16 protein-coding genes and 1 pseudogene are annotated in these 14,569 nt (G+C 61.6%); 6 read left to right on the forward strand and 11 right to left on the reverse strand.

Annotated elements, in window-relative coordinates; genetic code table 11:
- Nucleotides 1-79 precede the first annotated feature (79 nt).
- On the reverse strand, nucleotides 80-619 hold the full coding sequence (locus ACLCGK_RS22805; protein ID WP_410953010.1) for a hypothetical protein: 540 nt from the start codon (nucleotides 617-619) through the stop codon (nucleotides 80-82).
- A gap of 48 nt (nucleotides 620-667) precedes the next feature.
- Complete coding sequence (locus tag ACLCGK_RS22810; RefSeq protein WP_410953011.1) at nucleotides 668-1,171, reverse strand: CinA family protein; 504 nt, start codon at nucleotides 1,169-1,171, stop codon at nucleotides 668-670.
- A 187-nt stretch (nucleotides 1,172-1,358) separates the two neighbouring features.
- Between ACLCGK_RS22810 and ACLCGK_RS22815 the strand changes: the two genes are divergently transcribed.
- The 3 genes from ACLCGK_RS22815 to ACLCGK_RS22825 all read left to right on the forward strand — a co-directional run bounded on the left by ACLCGK_RS22815 (nucleotide 1,359) and on the right by ACLCGK_RS22825 (nucleotide 3,449).
- Nucleotides 1,359-1,592, forward strand: coding sequence for a PLDc N-terminal domain-containing protein (locus ACLCGK_RS22815; RefSeq protein WP_004376302.1), 234 nt, complete (start codon nucleotides 1,359-1,361; stop codon nucleotides 1,590-1,592).
- Between the two features lie 313 nt (nucleotides 1,593-1,905).
- The gene (locus ACLCGK_RS22820; RefSeq protein WP_410953012.1) at nucleotides 1,906-2,601 is read left to right on the forward strand and encodes a DUF2238 domain-containing protein; all 696 of its coding nucleotides are present in this window, start codon (nucleotides 1,906-1,908) and stop codon (nucleotides 2,599-2,601) included.
- Between the two features lie 362 nt (nucleotides 2,602-2,963).
- Nucleotides 2,964-3,449, forward strand: a complete 486-nt coding sequence (locus ACLCGK_RS22825) for a glycine zipper domain-containing protein (protein ID WP_025339507.1) — start codon at nucleotides 2,964-2,966, stop codon at nucleotides 3,447-3,449.
- A gap of 151 nt (nucleotides 3,450-3,600) precedes the next feature.
- Here the strand turns inward: ACLCGK_RS22825 and ACLCGK_RS22830 are convergent, their stop codons facing one another.
- From ACLCGK_RS22830 to ACLCGK_RS22870, 9 genes and pseudogenes are all read right to left on the reverse strand, one after another.
- Nucleotides 3,601-4,002, reverse strand: coding sequence for a GFA family protein (locus ACLCGK_RS22830; RefSeq protein ID WP_410953013.1), 402 nt, complete (start codon nucleotides 4,000-4,002; stop codon nucleotides 3,601-3,603).
- Between the two features lie 289 nt (nucleotides 4,003-4,291).
- Nucleotides 4,292-4,651, reverse strand: a complete 360-nt coding sequence (locus ACLCGK_RS22835) for a cupin domain-containing protein (RefSeq protein ID WP_025339506.1) — start codon at nucleotides 4,649-4,651, stop codon at nucleotides 4,292-4,294.
- A complete protein-coding gene (locus tag ACLCGK_RS22840) occupies nucleotides 4,648-5,241 on the reverse strand; it encodes a GNAT family N-acetyltransferase (protein ID WP_410953014.1) in 594 nt (197 codons plus the stop codon). The genes ACLCGK_RS22835 and ACLCGK_RS22840 overlap by 4 nt, the downstream gene beginning before the upstream one ends.
- 617 nt (nucleotides 5,242-5,858) lie before the next feature.
- The gene (gene arsJ / locus ACLCGK_RS22845; RefSeq protein WP_410953015.1) at nucleotides 5,859-7,103 is read right to left on the reverse strand and encodes an organoarsenical effux MFS transporter ArsJ; all 1,245 of its coding nucleotides are present in this window, start codon (nucleotides 7,101-7,103) and stop codon (nucleotides 5,859-5,861) included.
- A gap of 9 nt (nucleotides 7,104-7,112) precedes the next feature.
- Nucleotides 7,113-8,117, reverse strand: coding sequence for an ArsJ-associated glyceraldehyde-3-phosphate dehydrogenase (locus ACLCGK_RS22850; protein ID WP_410953016.1), 1,005 nt, complete (start codon nucleotides 8,115-8,117; stop codon nucleotides 7,113-7,115).
- Between the two features lie 23 nt (nucleotides 8,118-8,140).
- Nucleotides 8,141-8,857, reverse strand: coding sequence for an arsenical resistance protein ArsH (arsH, locus tag ACLCGK_RS22855; protein ID WP_410953017.1), 717 nt, complete (start codon nucleotides 8,855-8,857; stop codon nucleotides 8,141-8,143).
- A gap of 3 nt (nucleotides 8,858-8,860) precedes the next feature.
- Nucleotides 8,861-9,922, reverse strand: a complete 1,062-nt coding sequence (arsB, locus tag ACLCGK_RS22860) for an ACR3 family arsenite efflux transporter (protein ID WP_410953018.1) — start codon at nucleotides 9,920-9,922, stop codon at nucleotides 8,861-8,863.
- 18 nt (nucleotides 9,923-9,940) lie between these two features.
- Nucleotides 9,941-10,027: pseudogene (locus ACLCGK_RS22865) on the reverse strand (arsenate reductase ArsC); the annotation flags it as partial.
- A gap of 9 nt (nucleotides 10,028-10,036) precedes the next feature.
- Nucleotides 10,037-10,393, reverse strand: a complete 357-nt coding sequence (locus ACLCGK_RS22870) for a metalloregulator ArsR/SmtB family transcription factor (RefSeq protein ID WP_013972227.1) — start codon at nucleotides 10,391-10,393, stop codon at nucleotides 10,037-10,039.
- Between the two features lie 441 nt (nucleotides 10,394-10,834).
- Here ACLCGK_RS22870 and ACLCGK_RS22875 point away from each other — a divergent pair, with 441 nt between their 5' ends.
- The 3 genes from ACLCGK_RS22875 (at nucleotide 10,835) to tcuB (ending at nucleotide 14,520) form a co-directional block, all read left to right on the forward strand.
- Complete coding sequence (locus ACLCGK_RS22875; protein ID WP_013972228.1) at nucleotides 10,835-11,755, forward strand: LysR family transcriptional regulator; 921 nt, start codon at nucleotides 10,835-10,837, stop codon at nucleotides 11,753-11,755.
- Nucleotides 11,756-11,903: 148 nt separating this feature from the next.
- Nucleotides 11,904-13,358 (forward strand): FAD-dependent tricarballylate dehydrogenase TcuA, encoded by a 1,455-nt coding sequence (gene tcuA, locus ACLCGK_RS22880; protein WP_015270080.1) that lies wholly within the window; start codon nucleotides 11,904-11,906, stop codon nucleotides 13,356-13,358.
- A complete protein-coding gene (tcuB, locus tag ACLCGK_RS22885) occupies nucleotides 13,339-14,520 on the forward strand; it encodes a tricarballylate utilization 4Fe-4S protein TcuB (protein WP_410953019.1) in 1,182 nt (393 codons plus the stop codon). Before tcuA ends, tcuB begins: the two co-directional genes overlap by 20 nt.
- Nucleotides 14,521-14,569: the final 49 nt, after the last annotated feature.

Here is a 14,569-nt window from a genome sequence, read left to right on the forward strand (position 1 = left end):
ATTGCCTTCGATGGAGTAGGGGCCGCGCGCCAAGGTTCAAAGCGGATGATCAGCGTACTGCTGTCGCGAAAGGCGGCTCTCACCGGAATCCGTGCAGGTTGCGCCGGCCAGGCAGGGTCACTCCTGCGGAATGAAAACGCACTGCGCTGCCTGGGCCGGCGCTGACAACACCTTCGAGAGTGCCGACATGTTCGCTGCGCAGGGTCAGGTAGAGGGTGGCGATACCCTCTTTGCTGGTGCCAAGCTGGAGCAGGAGCGACCGGCCATGGGAAAGCGATACTTGCGGCTCTGGCTGCAGCGTTTCGATGCTGGCTTCGCGTAGCAAGGTCCCCCCGAGCAGCAACATCACAGGCTCCCCGGCATTGCCGCGAACGGTGATGCGCAGGTTGTCGGTGGTGCCGCTGCGGCTGAGGCGCTGATACTCCACATGCACCCGGCCGTCGTCGCTCATGACCTGGGCGTCACTGAGCGGACCGTTGCCGAACAGCCCGGCCAGGCCCAGCAGCACGACCACCACCAGCGCGTACCATCCGACCCGTTCGAATCGCCAGACCCGCTGCTGCATGCGCATGTCTTCCTCGACGGGGTGATGCCTTGAAGCCAGCTCGTCTTCGTCCATGCTTGCAGCCTCTCACGTAGCCTCTCACGTAGCCCCTTACGTAGCCCCTCAGGCGCGCTCACCACGCAGCCAGCGTTGGTGGTAATGGGCCAGGTGCGACAACCCGTACAGCGCGCCCTGGCGGATTACATCCGCGCGCTCGCCAAAAAAGCGCTGGCTGCGTGTGAATACCGCCAAAGGCTCGCCGGCAAAGGCCCAGGCAAAGCACACAGTGCCCGGGGCGATGCCATCCTGCGGCTGTGGCCCGGCGACACCCGTGCTGGCGATGGCGACGGTGGCGTCGCTGTCTTTCAATGCGCCGAGGGCCATCTCCCAGGCTACCGCCTCGCTGGTCAGGCCGTAGCGTTCGATAGTCTGTGGGCTGACGCCGAGCAGGCGTTTCTTGGCGCTTGGCGAGTACACCACGTAGCCGCTTTCCAGAACCTCGCCGGTCCCCGGCACTGCTGCCAACAGCGCAACCATGGCACCGGCCGTGCAGGATTCTGCGGTGGTCAGTACCAGCTTGTGGGCCTTGAGGTAATCAAGGGTCTCGAGTACGGGGTCGGTCGTCATGGCCGGTCACTCGTGCGTTGTTTTTGGGTGGACGTGTTTCCTGCGGGATTGGTTCATTGCTTGTGTGCCACCTATCAATGGCGGGGAAAGCTTCCTGAACTTTGTTCCGCTTGCTGGCTTCCTCTGGGTAGGAGCGTGGGGGCGCGGACCACGCGCTGCTGCCGGAACAAGCAGAGGAGAAGCGATCATGACCGAGCCTGTGACGTATTTCTGGATCGCTGTGGCGGCGATCATTGTGTTGCTCGATCTGTGGGCCATCGTCAGTGTTTTCCGCAGTGACAAGAGCGATGTGACGAAGGCGATGTGGGCACTGTTGCTGTTGGCGCTGCCCATTGTCGGCCTGGCCATCTGGGGCGTGCTTGGGCCGCGTGGAATCAAACGCGGTACCGGGCCGTCGTCGCCTGAACATAGCAAGGGGTAGGAGGGGAGATGAAGAAAGGATCGGAGACACCTCGCAGCGGAACCCAAGGCGAAGAGGAACGGGACAATGATGCGCAGCGTCCTGATGGGTCAACTGGCACGTCCCATGATTCCACTGCGCAGAAAACAGCTCGTGATAAAGCGCAACGCAAGCGTTGAGCGGGCCGTGAGCAGTTGAGCGGTGCAGCAGGGCTTCACCCGCGCCCACGGGCAAAGTGCCTTCGTGAATTCGGCGCGGTCCCTGTGGGAGCGGGCAAGCCCGCGAACACCGGCGAAGCCGGTGCCATGAGCCACGTCAAGCCGAGCGTGAAGCCATGACCAAGAATCCAGCGTCGCAAACAAGCTTTGCCCCGTCGGCCACGCCAAGGCAGGTTGCGGGTGTGCTGGCATCGGCCACGTTGATGGTGCTTGCCTCGGGAGTTGCGCCGCATGACCGTGCAGATTGGTGGCTCGAAAACGTTTTGCCGCTGGCACTCCTGCTCACCTTGGCTGCAACCAGCCGCTATTGGCGCTTTTCGTGGCATGCCTACCTGGCAATCATGGTGATGCTGGCGATTCATGAGCTAGGCGCGCATTTCACCTATGCCAAGGTTCCCTATGACGCTTGGCTGCGTGCGCTTACCGATCACTCTCTGAATGCCTGGATGGGCTGGCAACGCAACCAGTTCGATCGTCTGGTGCATCTGAGCTACGGCCTTCTGTTCGTCTTGCCGATCAGGGAACTGCTCCAGCGCCAGGCCCTGTTGCGAGGCGCCTGGTTGGCGTTGTGCACTGTTTCTTTCGTGCTTGCGACATCGGCGCTGTACGAACTGCTGGAGTGGATAGGCGGCCAATACCTGGGCGATGACCGGGCCCAAGCCTTTCTCGCGACCCAGCAAGACCCTTGGGATGCGCAAAAGGACATGGCCTTGGCTTTGCTCGGCGCACTTTTCACCTTGTTGATCCAGTGGTTTGGGTCACGCAAGCTTTGGGGCAGAAGGGTAGTGTGTCTGGGGGACAGGCACGGCTGACGGGGCAGGACTTATCGCTGTGTAGGAGCGGCCTTGTGTCGCGAAAGGGCTGCGAAGCAGCCCCAGGGTTTCGGCGCAGACGCATAAGTTGCTGGGGCTGCTTCCGCAGCCCTTTCGCGACACAAGGCCGCTCCTGCAAGACCAGCAGGTAGCATCCAACGCGATCAGAACTTCAAAAGGCCTCTCCATCACTGGAAAGGCCTTTCGCAATCAGCCTGTGACCATCGAAAATCCCTAAAGTTTCCGTCGGGAAAACAGTAACTTGGAGAATTTCTCCAAGTCGTGTCACTCGTCGGATTTCCATTGTAAGGCCCTGTCCAGAGCCTCAGGATCGCCTCCGTATCCCTCTGAGGCTTTCACATATGAAGTACTCCTCGATTCTCTTGTTGTCACTTGGCCTGCTGAGCGGCGTTGCGTCGGCAGGCGGCAATACCGAAGCAGGTATAGGTGGCGCATTGGGTGGAGTATTGGGCTCGGTAGTCGGCCAGTCGATCGGCGGCAGCACCGGCTCGGCAATCGGCGCCGGCCTGGGTGGCGCGGCCGGTGGTGCGGTGGGTGCCGACAAGCACAGCCGTGGCGAGGCGGCCATTGGCGGCGCACTGGGTGCAGCTGGCGGTAACGTGGTGGGTCGCAAGATGGGCGGCACCACTGGCAGCATGATCGGCGCAGCAGCCGGTGGCGGTGTGGGTGGTGCCTTGGGCAACCACATGGGCCGGGAATACGATGACGAGAGCGGGCATCGCTATCGTGATTATGACGACGATGACGATGATCGGGGCTGGCGCCGTCACCGCCACGACCGTGGCAATCACTACGGCTGGCGCAACAAACACCGCCACGACGACTGACCCCCGCGTTACAGGCCCATCGCAAGGGCTGGCCGCAGCAATTGCGGCCAGCCAGGCCAATACCTCCAGCGCCCCTTGCTCCAGGCACCTGCTATGAAGTCCCCCCAGATTTGAACTGCATGAAAGAGGGGACGCTATCGATCTTGAGTTTTCAGTCAACCTGAGGATGGGCATTGGGTAGTTTGTACCAGGGGACTGCGCAGTCCACGTGAACATGCTTCTGCTTCCTGGGTAGAAACGGGGTATCGAGCGTACCTAGCGCTATCGAAACCCAGTCAGCAAACTCACCCTCGAGGCGTGACCAGAACAAGGTCGAACCGCACTCGGCGCAGAACTCGCGCACTACCGTCGGTGATGAAGCAAAAGCCTTGATGCTGTTGGCGCCGCGAAGTATTCGCAGCATGCTGCATGGAACGCTGCCGTACGAAGCGAATGCAGCCCCGTGACCTTTGCGGCACTGGCTGCAATGACAATGGCTCACTGCCTTTGGCGGGGCGAGTAATTGGTAAGTGACCGCTGCGCACAAGCAGCTTCCCTGGAATGTCTCTGTCATAGGCGCTTCCGTGCAGGTAAGGAAAACAGCGTAACCGCCTCGGCTGGATCAGTCGACTGGCCGTTCGTGGCCATTCTCGACCTCAGGATCAGTAGTGATCTCGTGGGGGAGGGCTTGCCATGAAGTGGCGGGCTTGGCTTCAGCAACAGGGGTTACCCTAATGCCGGTCAGTTAAGCAAATTGGGGCCGCTTTGCGGCCCTTTCGCGACACAAGGCCGCTCCCACAAAGGCTTTGTTCCATGCGCGAGAGCGCAGCCATGAAGTAGAGGGCTGTTGTGGCTTGCCGCGCCTAGTTCGCGGGCAAGAGGATCACGAAGTTCTTTTTCATGTCTTCCAGCACGGTCCATTTACCCTTGGCGCCCGGTTCGATGATGAACGTGTCGCCAGCGGCCAGTTTGATGGGGGCGCAACCCTCAAGCTCGATGACGCAGCATCCACTCAGTACATGGCAGAACTCCCAAACCTTGTAGTCGATGCGCCACGCTCCGGTGCTGGCTTCCCATTCTCCGGAAATGCGACCTTGCTGTTCATCGTGATAGTACTTGGACGTCAGCGTATGAGGGGTGCCTTCCACGACCTCTTCAAAAAAGGGAAGGTCGCGTATCGGTTGGATATCCAGTTCGCGGAACACGGTCAGTTTCTTGTTCATGGCTTTTCCTCGAGCACGTTTTGGTTAGGGCGATACATCAAATAGGCTTCACCGGTTACGCCCAGCATCGGGTGCGGAACTATCTGGCAGGTTTTAACAATTTGAAAACCGTGACGTTCGTAGAAGCGGCGTGCACCGTGGTTTTCTGCGTAATCGATCAGGCATAGCCCATTCAGGCCAGACTCCTCGGCGCGCTGCTGGGCGTGGCGAAGAAACTGGACGCCCAGCCCCTGGCTGCGCCAGGCTTCATCCAGGGCCAGGCTGGATATGTACAAGGTGTCGGGTATTTCCATGTCGGAATAAGGCGCGAGGACCGGGTCTGCCTCGACAGACCTGTCAGGGGTCTCGCGCAAGGCATAGCTATGCATCATGCCGATGACACGCCCTTCGAAAGTGGCCATCAGGCAGTTCTTGTAGGAAAAGTCGCCTTGTTCCCTGGCATAGCGAGACGCACCGACGCTCAGCAATGCTTCTCCAGGAGCGGCAAGCTTGCTCCATATGTAATCGGCCATGCCCTCCGATGTCAGTTGAAAGAAGCGCGCAATATCGTGCGCGTCCGAGGCTTGAGCGGGCCTGAAGTCGATAGGCATGTACAGTGCTCCCATGGGACCGGGTGGTCAGTTTTCAAGGATTACGCCTTTGGCAGGGAGGCAGGGTAGGCGGGTTGAACGGTGCCCATCATGCTGTGGGCGAACACCGTCAGCACGGTGTGCGACGCTGTCCCATGCGCAAAGGCATGGCGGCATCTGTAACCGGGGCCGCTTCGCGGCCCATCGCCGGCAAGCGCGGCTCCCACAGGTACAGCGCATGCATGAAGGCTGGTGATTTTCCCGAGGAAGATTGCCCAGCCCCTTTGGGCTGCGCTGTCGCGCAGAGAACAAATATCGCTCGTCTGACGCGTCCTTTGTAGGAGCATCCTTGTGCTGCGAAGAGGCCGGTACAAGCAACAGAGCGTGGATCAGTGTAAGCGCCGGGTCGTTAGCAGCCATCCGAGACCAACCGCTATGGACCCAAAGCGGACGCTAAAAGATAACTGATTTTGTAAGCGCGACGCGTACTCTGTGGGAGCGGGTTTACCCGCGAAGCAGGCGCCGCGGTGGATGGCACCGGCTGTGCCGGTGTTCGCGGGTGAACCCGCTCCCACAATGATTTCTGTTGGGCAGAACGACAGCCAAGGATCGATTGTGGGCAGCTATGGATCACCCCTTTACCTTTTTTCTTCGCTAGCCTGGAGCACCCCGGCAGCATGCCTTGGCAATGCGATAGAAATCAGGGCAGCCAGCAGAACAAACGCTGTGGAGATCCACAGGCAGGCTCCCAGCCCGTAAGCCTGGAATACCCAACCGGAAAGCAGCGTACCGACCAGCCGCCCTAGCGCGTTGGACATGTAATAGAAGCCCACATCCAGCGATACCCCGTCTTCCTGGGCATAGCTGACGATCAGGTAGCTGTGCAGCGACGAATTCACGGCGAACAGCACGCCGAACAGCATCAGCCCGCCCAGAAGCACCACCTGCGCCGACCAGCCTGCCGACAGGCCCAGGGCGATAAGCGCCGGCAGCCCGGCAAGGGCGATCGCCCAGATGAAAGCCGCGCGACCGTCGGGCACATGGCCGCGTTTCTTGCCAGTAATGTGGGGGGCAAGCGACTGGACGATGCCGTAGCCGATTATCCATGCAGCCAGGAAACCGCCGACCAGCCAGAAGTCCCAGCCAAAAGCCGTGCTCAGGTACACCGGCAAAGCGACGACGAACCAGACGTCACGGGCGGCAAAGAGAAACAGCCGTGCGGCCGAGAGAATGTTGATGGCCCGGCTCTTGGACAGCATGTCGCGGAACTTCGGTTTGGCCTTGGCCTTGCCCAGGTCCTTCTTCAGCAGGATCAGGCTGCCGATCCAGATCAATGCCAGTACCGCCGCCATGGCCAGCACCGCCAGGGTGAAGCCGAGCAGGGCGAGCAGGGCACCACCAAGGAAGAAGCCCACGCCCTTTAGCGCGTTTTTCGAACCGGTGAGAATGGCTACCCACTTGTACAGGGTGCCTTGCTGGCTGTCCGGCACCAGAAGCTTGATGGAGCTCTTGGCGCTCATCTTGTTCAGGTCCTTGGCGATGCCGGACAGCGCCTGTGCCGCCATCACCCAAGGCACTGTCAGCCAGGCTGCCGGCACCGTGAGCATCAGCAAGGCCAGCACCTGCATGCCCAGGCCGATGTTCATGGTGCGGTTGAGCCCCAGGCGGGCGCCGAGGTAGCCGCCCACTAGGTTGGTGATCACGCCGAACACTTCGTAGAACAGGAACAGCGCCGCAATCTGTAGCGGCGTGTAGCCCAGCGAATGGAAGTGCAGTACCACCAGCATGCGCAATGCGCCGTCGGTGAGAGTGAAGGCCCAGTAGTTGCCGGTAACCAGCAGGTACTGACGCACTTGTGCAGGCAGGGCTGACAACTCCTTCATGATTGCCGGTTACTCCGCTGCGCCGACCAAGCGTGCCAGTTCAGCTGCACGGTTGGCGTAGCCCCACTCGTTGTCGTACCAGGCGTAGATCTTCACCTGGGTGCCATTGACCACCATGGTGGACAGCGCGTCGATGATCGAAGACCGTGGATCGGTGCGGTAGTCGATGGACACCAGAGGGCGTTCTTCGTAGCCGAGGATGTCCTTGAGCGGCCCTTCGGCAGCGGCTTTCAGCAGCGCATTGACCTCGTCAACCGTCGTCTCACGCTCCACCTCGAACACGCAGTCGGTGAGCGAGGCGTTGGCCAGCGGTACACGCACAGCGTGACCATTCAGCTTGCCGCGCAGCTCAGGGAAGATCTCGGCGATTGCGGTAGCCGAACCCGTGGTGGTCGGGATCAGGCTCATGCCCGAGGCGCGGGCGCGACGCAGGTCCTTGTGCGGTGTATCGAGGATGCTCTGGGTATTGGTCAGGTCATGGATGGTGGTGATCGAGCCGTGGCGGATGCCCAGGTTCTCGTGAATCACCTTGACCACTGGGGCCAGGCAGTTGGTGGTGCAGGAAGCGGCGGTGACGATACGGTGCTGCGCCGGGTCGAACAGGTGCTGGTTGACGCCCATCACCACGTTCAGCGCGCCTTTCTCCTTCACTGGCGCGCAGACCACCACGCGTTTGACGCCCTGGTCCAGGTAGGCCTGGAGCACGGCTACCGACTTCATCTTGCCGCTGGCTTCGATGACCAGCTCGCAGCCCGACCAGTCGGTGTCCGCAATGTTCTTGTTCGCGGTGACCTTGATGCGCTTGCCCTCGATCACCACCGAGTCGCCATCTGCCCCGGCTTCACGATCCCAGCGCCCGTGGACCGAATCGAAATTGATCAGGTGGGCGTGGGTCTCGGCGTCGCCGGCCGGGTCATTGATCTGGACGAATTCGAATTCCGGCCAGCCCCAGGACGCGCGCAGCGCCAGGCGACCGATACGGCCAAACCCATTGATGCCTACTTTGATTGCCATGGTCTTGTTCTCGAGTTGTGACTTCAGATGGATCGTTGATTGACACGCCTGGACAATTCCTCGGCCGACTCCTTGCGCTCGGAGTAGCGGTCGACGAGGTAGTCGGCGCGGTCGCGCAACAGCAGGGTGAACTTCACCAGTTCTTCCATGACGTCGACGACACGGTCGTAGTACGGGGACGGTTTCATGCGGCCCGTTTCGTCGAACTCCAGGTAGGCCTTGGGCACGGACGACTGGTTAGGGATGGTGAACATGCGCATCCAGCGGCCAAGCACGCGCAACTGGTTGACCACGTTGAACGACTGCGAACCACCGCATACCTGCATGACCGCAAGGGTCTTGCCCTGGGTCGGCCGTACGGCGCCCATGCTCAGGGGGATCCAGTCGATCTGCGACTTGAACACGCCGGTCATTGCACCGTGGCGTTCCGGCGAGCACCAGACCATGCCTTCGGACCACAACACCAGATCGCGCAGTTCCTTGACCATGGGGTGGTCATCGGGCACGTCATCCGCCAGTGGCAGCCCGGACGGGTTGAAGATGCGCGTCTCGGCACCGAAGTGCTCCAGCAGGCGCGCCGCTTCTTCCGTCAGCAGACGGCTGAACGAACGTTCGCGGGTCGATCCGTACAGCAGCAGGATGCGAGGCTTGTGGGTGGACCGCTGCGCGATCGCCAGTTTCTCGGCTGTCGGCAGATCGACCAGGTCGTTGTCGATGTTGGGAATGTGGTGTTCGGTCATGTTTCACTCCTGGGACAAGGCGCCAGATGGCTGATCGAACCAGCGACGCTTGAGCCACCAGGCCACGCCAACCAGCGAGATCAGTACCGGCACTTCCACCAAGGGCCCGATGACGGTGGCAAACGCGACCGGCGAGGCGAGGCCGAAGGTGGCGATGGCCACCGCAATGGCCAGTTCGAAATTGTTGCTTGCCGCAGTGAAGGCCAGCGCAGTGGTGCGGGGGTAGTCGGCCTCCAGCAGCTTGCCCATCCAGAAGCTGAAGAGGAACATCACCACGAAATAGATGGTCAGCGGGATGGCGATGCGCAGCACGTCCAGCGGCAGTTGCAGCACCATGTCGCCTTTCAGGCTGAACATGGCAACGATGGTCAGCAGCAACGCCACGAGGGTCAGCGGGCTGATTTTCGGAATGAAGTGCTCCTGGTACCAGGTGACGCCTTTACGGCTGATCAGGGTCTTGCGGGTCAGGAAACCGGCCAGGAACGGGATACCCAGGTAGATCAACACCGATTGGGCTATATCGAGGAAGCTGGTCTCGATGACGCTACCTTCCAGGCCGAACAGTGGCGGCAGCAGGCCCAGGAAGATCCAGGCGTACACGCTGAAGAACAGAATCTGGAAAATGCTGTTGAAGGCGACCAGGCCGGCCACGTACTGGTTATTGCCGCCGGCGATCTGGTTCCATACCAGCACCATGGCGATGCAACGCGCCAGGCCGATGAGTATCAGGCCGGTCATGTACTCGGGCTTGTCGGAAAGGAACACTACTGCCAGCCCGAACATCAGCACCGGGCCGATCACCCAGTTCTGGATCAGCGACAGGGCAAGGATGCGCTTGTTCTTGAAGACCTGTGGCAACTCCTCGTATTTCACCTTCGCCAATGGCGGGTACATCATGACGATCAGGCCGATTGCGATGGGGATGTTCGTCGAGCCCACCGACAGCCTGTTCAGCCACGCTGGCAACCCCTGGAACAGGCTGCCGAGAGTGATCCCCAGGCCCATGGCCAGGAAGATCCAGACCGTCAGGTAGCGGTCGAGGAAGGAAAGCCGGCTTTTGCTCATGGTGTATCTCCCTGAACGTCAGAGCGTTCCGATGATCGCCAGCTCGGCCTTGAGCCGGGCTGCATCCAGTTGTTCGAAAGGCAATGCGAGAAATGCCTTTTTTCTCGGCAGTGGTCAGCAGCAGGCAGCGACGCGCTGAGGGCGGTCACCCATGGTGTCCAGTCGTTTGGCGCTGGTGCTCAACCATTCGCGATTGGCTTCCAGCGTGGTTACCAGCACATCGCGTACCCAGGCGGGCAGTTCTGGATGCAGGCGGTAGTAAACCCATTGGCCCTGCCTGCGGTCTTCAAGCAGGCCGCAGGTGCGCAGTTGTGCGAGGTGGCGAGAAACCTTGGGTTGGCTTTCTTCCAGGGCGCAGATCAGTTCACAGACGCACAGCTCTTCCTCGCGAGCGATCAGCAGCATCATCCGAATGCGGTTCTCGTCGGCGAGGCATTTGAAGACCTGGGTCGGGGTCAGCGAGTCAGTCATGGCAGTTCTCGGTGTTTGCTTTTCATGCTTGATATATATGGTTTTTCAAATATACGATTTTTCGCATGTATTGCAAGGCCTGCCAGATTGATTCCTGCAGACGAAAAGAAGGCCTTGCAGGAGATCGCCCAGCCCTTTGGGCTGCGCTGTCGCGCAGAGAACTCAATTCGCAAGCGCGACGCGGCCTCTGTGGGAGCGGGCGTGCCCGCGAAAAATTCAACGCGGTGGTTGGCACCGGCTGCGCCGGTGTTCGCGGCGGTTCGACGCCTCGACACGCCCGCTCCCACAGAGGCCCTGCTCAATCATCCAGCTATATGCAGTTCCATGAGGGCGGGCCAGTCCGTTCCACCGTAGCGTCCTGTCGATCAAGGCTTGACCGCCCACGCTGTGCAAATACGTTTAACATGCTCCAGGCCTGCCCCCATCGTTGAAGAGATCTGTATGGAGTTACGTCAGCTTCGCTATTTCCTGAGTGTTCTGGAGTACGGCAGCCTTGGCAGGGCTGCGGTCGAGCTAGGGGTTGGCGCCTCGGCTTTGAGCCAGCAGTTGTCGAAGCTGGAGAGCGAGGTGAGTACCCGGCTTTTGACGCGTTCGAGCACCGGCGTAGCGCCGACCGCGGCCGGACTGGCCTTCGAATACCATGCGCGTCTTGCGCTTCGTCAGGCGGAACATGCTGTGCTGGCAGCTCAAAGTGGCCGCATGAGCGGCTATGCCAGCGTGGGGCTGGCTCCGACCACGGCTTCGATTCTTGGCCTTGCCTTGATCGACAGGATGCGAGAGCGCTATCCCGATATCCGTCTGCACCTGGTGGAGATGCTGTCTGGTTATCTGATGAACCAACTCAATGCCAGGCACCTTGACCTGGCGGTGCTGTTCCAGGCAGAGACGGGGCCGCGCCTGGAGGTGCGGGGGCTGCTGACGGAACGGCTGTTCGTGCTGGTTCCCGCACCGCTGGTCAAGGACGGCTGGGGCGAGTCGCTCACGTTGCAACAGATCGCGACGTTGCCGTTGGTGATGCCCAGCAACCAGCATGGATTGCGCACGACGTTGCGCTCGATTTTCGAGCGGGCAGGGCTGGAGGCCAGCATCGTCATGGAAGTCGATGGCCTGTCGCTGTTGATGGATTGCGTGTGTGCGGGCCATGCCGCCACCATCCAACCTGGCGCGACAGTGGCCCGGGCGCATCAGGCGGGCCTGCGCGTGTTTGCTGTCGACGAAGCCCTGGCGCAGCGTCGCAATGTGATTGTCAGCCTGACTGATGACGAGCTCTCACCGGCGGCGCTGGCTACGCGGATCGTACTGCAGGACGTTGCCCGGGAGCTGGTGGAGCAGGGCCGATGGCCAGGCGCACGGCTGCTTTGACCCAGGCGCCGGGGGCGCTTGTTCCGACCCTTTAGAAAAACTGAATGCCTCCCCCCGACCATCGCGTTTCGCGGTCTGCGGGCGCTCATTAAAGTCCCCGGTCACGAGGAGCAGCCGAACATTCGGCTCTTCGTGATCTGGAGGCGAAATGATCGATGTGCTAGTCATCGGAGGGGGCAATGCCGCCCTCTGTGCCGCGCTGATGGCGCGAGAGGCCGGAGCCAGCGTGCTGCTGCTCGAGGCCGCACCCCGCGCCTGGCGTGGTGGCAACTCACAACACACGCGCAACTTGAGGTGCATGCATGATGGACCGCAGGATGTGCTGGTCGAGGCGTACCCGGAAGAAGAATTCTGGCAGGACCTGCTGAAGGTTACCGGTGGCCAGACCGACGAAAAGCTTGCGCGGCTGGTGATTCGCGCGTCCTCCAGTTGTCGTGGGTGGATGCGCCGCCATGGCGTGCATTTTCAGCCCTCATTGTCGGGTGCGCTGCACACAGCAAGGACCAACGCCTTCTTCATGGGCGGCGGCAAGGCACTGGTCAATGCCTACTTTCGCAGCGCCGAAAACCTTGGCGTACAGATACGCTACGACACGCCAGTAGCCGACATCGAACTGCAGGGCGGACGCTTCGTCGCGGCCCATGTGCCGGCGCGTGAGGTTCAGGGGCGACACCTGCCTGCCGAGCGCATCGAGGCGCGTACCTGTGTGCTTGCCGCCGGCGGCTTCGAGTCCAACCGTGAGTGGTTGCGCGAGGCGTGGGGGCAGAACGAGCGAGGGGAGTGGCCTTCGGACAATTTCCTGATCCGTGGCACGCGCTTCAATGACGGGGTGCTGTTGCGCCGCATGATCGAACAGGGCGCCGACACGATTGGCGACCCGACCCAGGCGCACATGGTGGCGATCGATGCTCGTGCGCCGTTGTACGACGGCGGCATTTGCACGCGCATCGATTGTGTGTCGCTGGGCGTGGTGGTCAACCGCGATGGCCAGCGCTTCTACGATGAAGGCGAGGATTTCTGGCCCAAGCGCTATGCCATCTGGGGGCGCCTGGTGGCGCATCAGCCTGGGCAGGTGGGGTTCTCTATCATCGACCAGAAAGCCCTCGGGCGCTTCATGCCACCGGTTTTTCCGGGTGCCACCGCCGATAGTCTGGAGGCGTTGGCCGGCCTGCTCGGTTTGCCTGTGCAGGCCTTCCTCGAAACCGTGCATGCCTACAACCGAGCCTGCCAGGTGGGCACTTTCGACCACACCCGGCTGGACGACTGCCACACCGCAGGCCTGGAACCGGCGAAAAGCCACTGGGCGCGCCCGATCGATACGCCGCCTTATTACGGCTACCCGCTGCGCCCTGGCGTGACTTTCACCTACCTGGGGCTGCGCACCGATGAAACCGCCGCCGTCCATTTCGACGGGCGTCCCAGCCCGAACCTGTTCGTTGCTGGCGAAATGATGGCGGGCAATGTACTGGGCAAGGGCTACACCGCAGGCGTCGGCATGTCCATTGGCACCGCCTTCGGCCGTATCGCCGGGACCAGCGCTGCTGCGGCGGCGGGTTACGAACATCCAGAAAAAGAGAAGAGCCATGACTGCGCAACTGCCTGAGCCACGCCAGCCTGACACCGCCGGGCCGGCCCTCGAACTGATCCCGGTGTTGAACGTCGAGGAGCAGGAAGTGGACCGGCAAATGCGGATCTGCAATGCCTGCCGTTACTGCGAGGGCTTTTGCGCGGTCTTCCCGGCGATGACCCGCAGGCTGGAGTTCGGCAAGGCCGATATCCATTACCTGGCCAACCTGTGCCACAACTGCGGCGCCTGCCTGCATGCCTGCCAGTACGCGCAGCCCCACGAATTCGCGGTGAACGTGCCCCAGGCGATGGCCAAGGTGCGCGGGCAGACATACGCCGAGTACGCCTGGCCGGCCCTCTTCGGGCGGCTGTACAGGCACAACGGCACCTATGTCGCCAGTGCATTGGCCGTAGCCTTGTCGCTGTTCCTGCTGCTGACCTTGTTCGTCAACGGCACGCTGCTGCCCGGGCGGTTGGCTGGGAATTTCTATGCGGTCTTCCCGCACAACACCCTGGCACTGATGTTCGGTAGCGTCTTTGCCGCTGCAGCGCTGGCCCTGGCGGTGGCGGTACGTCGCTTCTGGCGCTCGGTCTCGCCTGCCGAGGCGCTGGCGCAACCGGCCAAAGGGGCGGTGTTCGAGGCATCAAGCGCGGTGTTGACCCTGAAATACCTCGACGGTGGGCACGGCCAAGGTTGCAACAATGCCGATGATCGCTACACGCTCTGGCGCCGTCGCTTCCATCACTTCACCTTCTACGGCTTCATGCTGTGCTTTGCCGCCACGGTGGTCGCCACCGGTTATCACTACCTGCTGGGCCAGCAGGCGCCCTACCCGCTGCTGAGTGCACCGGTGTTGCTCGGAACCCTGGGCGGAATTGGCTTGATTGTCGGGCCGGCCGGGTTGCTGGCGCTGAACCTGCGCAGGGCGCCGGAGCAGGGCGATGTGGCCCAGCGCCCCATGGACCGGGCCTTCATTCTGCTTCTGCTGTTGGTCAGCGCCACAGGCCTCGCCTTGCTGGGCCTGCGTGATACCGCCGCGATGGCGATCGTGCTGGCGCTTCACCTGGGGACGGTGATGGCGCTGTTCATCACGCTGCCCTATGGCAAGTTTGCCCATGGCCTGTTCCGCAGCGCGGCACTGCTCAAGTTTGCAATCGAGAAGCGCTGGCCCAACAAGCTGGGCCTGGGCGGGGAGTGAACCATGAACTCAGTCCGTATGCCCCTTGCGCCGTGCCGAGCCGGAAGCA

It is taken from the genome of Pseudomonas sp. S1(2024), from assembly GCF_046557535.1.

Bases quoted from the DNA above. Each gene is read 5' to 3' on its own strand.
- ACLCGK_RS22805 (WP_410953010.1), bottom strand. From the start codon at position 619: ATGGACGAAGACGAGCTGGCTTCAAGGCATCACCCCGTCGAGGAAGAC.
- ACLCGK_RS22810 (WP_410953011.1), bottom strand. From the start codon at position 1,171: ATGACGACCGACCCCGTACTCGAGACCCTTGATTACCTCAAGGCCCAC.
- ACLCGK_RS22815 (WP_004376302.1), top strand. From the start codon at position 1,359: ATGACCGAGCCTGTGACGTATTTCTGGATCGCTGTGGCGGCGATCATT.
- ACLCGK_RS22820 (WP_410953012.1), top strand. From the start codon at position 1,906: ATGACCAAGAATCCAGCGTCGCAAACAAGCTTTGCCCCGTCGGCCACG.
- ACLCGK_RS22825 (WP_025339507.1), top strand. From the start codon at position 2,964: ATGAAGTACTCCTCGATTCTCTTGTTGTCACTTGGCCTGCTGAGCGGC.
- ACLCGK_RS22830 (WP_410953013.1), bottom strand. From the start codon at position 4,002: ATGACAGAGACATTCCAGGGAAGCTGCTTGTGCGCAGCGGTCACTTAC.
- ACLCGK_RS22835 (WP_025339506.1), bottom strand. From the start codon at position 4,651: ATGAACAAGAAACTGACCGTGTTCCGCGAACTGGATATCCAACCGATA.
- ACLCGK_RS22840 (WP_410953014.1), bottom strand. From the start codon at position 5,241: ATGCCTATCGACTTCAGGCCCGCTCAAGCCTCGGACGCGCACGATATT.
- arsJ (WP_410953015.1), bottom strand. From the start codon at position 7,103: ATGAAGGAGTTGTCAGCCCTGCCTGCACAAGTGCGTCAGTACCTGCTG.
- ACLCGK_RS22850 (WP_410953016.1), bottom strand. From the start codon at position 8,117: ATGGCAATCAAAGTAGGCATCAATGGGTTTGGCCGTATCGGTCGCCTG.
- arsH (WP_410953017.1), bottom strand. From the start codon at position 8,857: ATGACCGAACACCACATTCCCAACATCGACAACGACCTGGTCGATCTG.
- arsB (WP_410953018.1), bottom strand. From the start codon at position 9,922: ATGAGCAAAAGCCGGCTTTCCTTCCTCGACCGCTACCTGACGGTCTGG.
- ACLCGK_RS22870 (WP_013972227.1), bottom strand. From the start codon at position 10,393: ATGACTGACTCGCTGACCCCGACCCAGGTCTTCAAATGCCTCGCCGAC.
- ACLCGK_RS22875 (WP_013972228.1), top strand. From the start codon at position 10,835: ATGGAGTTACGTCAGCTTCGCTATTTCCTGAGTGTTCTGGAGTACGGC.
- tcuA (WP_015270080.1), top strand. From the start codon at position 11,904: ATGATCGATGTGCTAGTCATCGGAGGGGGCAATGCCGCCCTCTGTGCC.
- tcuB (WP_410953019.1), top strand. From the start codon at position 13,339: ATGACTGCGCAACTGCCTGAGCCACGCCAGCCTGACACCGCCGGGCCG.